General features: G+C 64.8%; 5 protein-coding genes. All 5 read right to left on the bottom strand.

The window, feature by feature from the left end:
• The coding region (locus AC3WPZ_RS27675) for an ATP-binding cassette domain-containing protein (protein WP_492442553.1) at positions 1–197 on the bottom strand (197 nt) is incomplete at its 3' end.
• Positions 198–219: 22 nt separating this feature from the next.
• A complete protein-coding gene (locus tag AC3WPZ_RS27670) occupies positions 220–1,497 on the bottom strand; it encodes an ABC transporter substrate-binding protein (RefSeq protein ID WP_382325610.1) in 1,278 nt (425 codons plus the stop codon).
• A gap of 112 nt (positions 1,498–1,609) precedes the next feature.
• On the bottom strand, positions 1,610–2,674 hold the full coding sequence (locus AC3WPZ_RS27665; protein ID WP_444686592.1) for a branched-chain amino acid ABC transporter permease: 1,065 nt from the start codon (positions 2,672–2,674) through the stop codon (positions 1,610–1,612).
• Between the two features lie 35 nt (positions 2,675–2,709).
• Positions 2,710–3,639: a branched-chain amino acid ABC transporter permease gene (locus tag AC3WPZ_RS27660; protein ID WP_492442551.1), complete on the bottom strand. Its 930-nt coding sequence runs from the start codon at positions 3,637–3,639 to the stop codon at positions 2,710–2,712.
• Positions 3,640–3,653: 14 nt separating this feature from the next.
• On the bottom strand, positions 3,654–3,734 hold an 81-nt coding region (locus AC3WPZ_RS27655; protein WP_492442555.1), incomplete at its 5' end, for an ABC transporter ATP-binding protein C-terminal domain-containing protein.

The following is a 3,734-nucleotide window of genomic DNA, read 5'->3' as shown; positions in this document are numbered from 1 at the left end:
CGCAGCGTGGTGGTCTTGCCCGCGCCGTTGCCGCCCAGGATGGCCGCGATCTGGCCCTGGGGCACCTGCAGCGAGACCCCCTTGAGCACCAGGATGACGTGGTTGTAGATGACCTCGATGCCGTTGACGTTGAGCACCACCGCATCGACGGATGCGGTGGCCTGAGGCCCGGCGCGGGTGGAGTCGGAAGGGCGCATGTCTTGGTCGCTGAAGCGGTGTTCAGTTGCAACTGCGGGGCGTGATGTTCTTGTCCTTGGCGTACTTGGCGGCGTGCTCCTTCACCAAGGGGTCCAGATTGGCCTTGCGAGCTTCGTACCAGTCGGATTTCACGGCCCACTTGGCGCCATCCCATTGGGCGATGCGTCCCCAGGCGGCGCCCATGTGGTTGCTGCAAGAGGTCTTGACGGGCCGCATGATCTCGCCGAAGCCGAGCGTCTTGAGCCTGGCCTCGGTGAGATCCAGGTTTTCAAAGCCCCAGCGCACCTGCTCGGGTGTCATGGTCTTGCCCTTGCCGAACTTCTCCTGGGCGGCGCGGATGGCCTCGACCTGAAGCATCGCGATCATCATGCCGCGCGTGTGCGCCATGACGCCCACCTCACCATCGTCCTTCGCGGTGCCCATGCCCTTGTCGTAGACGAGTTTCTTGAGCTCATCGTGGACCTTGTCCCGTGCCGCGCTGTTGTGGATGGTGACGGCGTTGTAGCCCTTGGCGCCTTCGCCGATGTCCTTGACATCGTGGTCGGAGCCGGCCCACCAGACGCCATACAACTTGTCGCGTGGGAACCCGCTGGCCTGGGCCTCGCGGATGCCGGCCGGCGTCATGACCCCCGCGCTCCAGAACAGAACGTAATCGGGACGCTGCTGGCGGATCTGCAGCCAGGCGGACTTCTGTTCGACGCCGGGCGGCGTGACGGGGAAGAGGGAGAGGTCGAAGCCGTCCTGGGCGGCCAGCTTCTGCAGCAGCGGGATCGGCTCCTTGCCATAGGGCGAGTCGTGGTAGACCAGGGCGATCTTCTTGCCTTTGAGGTTGCCTTTTTCCTTGCGGGCGATGTCCTGCAGGATGATGTCGGTGGCCGTCCAGTAGGTGCCCAGCAGAGGGAAGTTCCACTCGAACACCGTGCCGTCCACCGATTGCGAGAGCCCGTAGCCCATGGTCTGGATGGCGACTTTGTCGGTGAGGGCCTTGTCCGTGACGGCGAAGGTGATGCCGGTGGACTGAGGGTCGAAGCCGGAAGCGCCGGAGCCCTTGGCCTTCAGGCGGTCGTAGCACTCCACGCCTTTGGCCGCGTCGTAGGCGGTTTCGCACTCCTCGAACACGAGTTTCACGCCGTTGACACCCCCATCGCGGGCGTTGATCAGCTTGAGGTAGTCCTGCTTGCCGTCGGCCCATGGGATGCCGAGCGGCGCGAACTGGCCGGTGCGGTAGACGAGCAATGGGATGAATTGTTCGGACGCCTGTGCGCTTGCCGCGAGCGGCAAGAAGGACGTCAGACTCATGGCCGCCAGGGCGGCGACGCGGGCGAACGAAGAAGGGGTGTGGGTCTTCATGGCTGGTCTCCTGAAAGGTTCAAGGGGTTGGGGAACGGAAGAAGGCGAGGGCGTTGCGCGGTTAATGAGGAAAGGGCCACAGCCGCAGCTTCTGGCGCGCGGTCGACCACAGGCGGGCCAGCCCATGGGGTTCGGCGATGAGGAAAACGACAATCAGCGCGCCAAAAATCATGTGTTCCAGGAAGGCGGCGGTGCCGGTGGAAATCGGCAATCCCAGCCAATGGGGCACATGGTTGAGGACCAGCGGCAGCAGGACGATGAAGGCCGCGCCCATGGGGGCGCCGACGATGGAGCCCAGGCCGCCGATGATCACCATGAAGAGCAGCTGGAACGACTTGTCGATGCCGAAAGCCGCGGGTTCCCAGGCCCCCAGATGGACGAATCCCCAGAGCGCGCCGGCCACACCGACGATGAAGCTGCTGACCGCGAACGCGCTGAGCTTGGCGCTCACCGGCCGGATGCCGATGACGGCGGCGGCCACGTCCATGTCGCGGATCGCCATCCACTCGCGGCCCTTGGCGCTGCGCACCAGGTTCTTGGCCATCAGGCCGAGCACCACCAGCAACGTGAGGCAGAGCAGGTACTTGCGGGCGGGCGTGTCCAGCGCCATGCCGAGAAAATCGAGGGACCGGATGCTCACCAGTCCCGATGTCGAGTGGTTGGTGACCCAGGCCGCGCGGTTGACGAACCAGTCCACGAAGAACTGGGCCGCCAGCGTGGCCACGGCCAGGTACAGGCCACGGATGCGAAGGCTGGGGATGCCGAACACGATGCCCAGGGCCATGGCGCACAGCCCACCGCCGATCAGCGCGAGCAACAGGGGCAGGCCTTCGATGCGGACCTGGAGGTTGTACGCCGCATAGGCCCCCACCGCCATGAAGGCCCCCGTGCCCAGCGAGATCTGGCCGCAGTAACCGACCAGGATGTTCACGCCCAAGGCCGCGAGCGAGAGGATCAGGAAGGGTATGAGCACGGCGCGGAAGGCGTAGTCGCTGGCCAGCAGGGGGATGGCCACAAAAGCGAGCACGGCGAGCAGACCGATGGCGAGCCGGTCCTGTGCCACCGTGAAGATCTGCTGATCGGCGCGGTAGGAGGTCTTGAACTGACCGTTCTCCCGGTAAAACATGGTGCGTGTCCTTGTGCGTGTGTCGGGGGAAGGGGTCAGACGCGATCGATGATCTTGTCGCCGAAGAGGCCCTGGGGGCGGACCAGCAGGAAGAGCAGCGCCAGCACGTAGGCGAACCAGTTCTCGATCCCGCCACCCACCATGGGGCCGATGTAGATCTCCGAGAGCTTCTCGCCCACACCGATGATCAAACCGCCCACGATGGCGCCGGGCACGGAGGTGAGGCCGCCCAGGATCACCACCGGCAAGGCCTTGAGCGCCACCAGCGAGATGGAGTACTGCACACCGAGCTTGGAGCCCCAGATGATCCCGGCCACCAGCGCCACGAGGCCGCCCACCGACCAGACGATGACCCAGATGCGGTTGAGCGGGATGCCGATGGACTGCGCGGCCTGATGGTCGTCGGCCACGGCGCGCAGGGCCCGGCCGGTGCCCGTCTTCTGGAAGAACAGGGTGAGCAAGGCCACCAGCATGGCGGCAATGGCGGCGGCATACAGGTCTTCCAGGCTCAGCAACAGCCCGCCCTGGAAGGTGCTCTCGAGCACGATGATCGGATCCTTGGGCATGCCGACATCGATCTTGTAGGTGCTGCTGCCGAACACCAGCTGGGTCAGGCCATCCAGGAAGTAGCTGATGCCGAGCGTGGCCATCAGCAATGTGATGCCGTCCTGGTTGACGAGATGGCGCAAGACGCCCATCTCGATGAGTTGCGCCACGACCACCATCAGCAGCACGACGGTGGCCAAGGCCAACAGATTGCCCAGCCACTTGCTCTCGATGCCCAGCCACAGGGGGATCCACTCGGAGAAGCGGGCCATGGCCAGGGCGGCGAAGAGCACCATGGCGCCCTGGGCGAAGTTGAAGACGCCCGAGGCCTTGAAGATCAGCACGAAGCCCAGCGCGACCAGGGAATAAAGCATGCCCACCATCAGGCCGCCGAAGAGAGTCTCAAGAAAAAATGCCATGGTGTCGTTCTCGTTCAGTGACTCGTGCCGAGGTAGGCGCTGATGACCTCCTCGTTGCGGCGGACCTCTTCGGGGGTGCCGTCGCCGATCTTCTT

It is taken from the genome of Hydrogenophaga sp. FW305-3-2-15-A-LB1, assembly GCF_058787875.1.
Note: the sequence above shows the minus strand (reverse complement) of the source record. Positions and strands in the feature narration are given on the sequence as shown.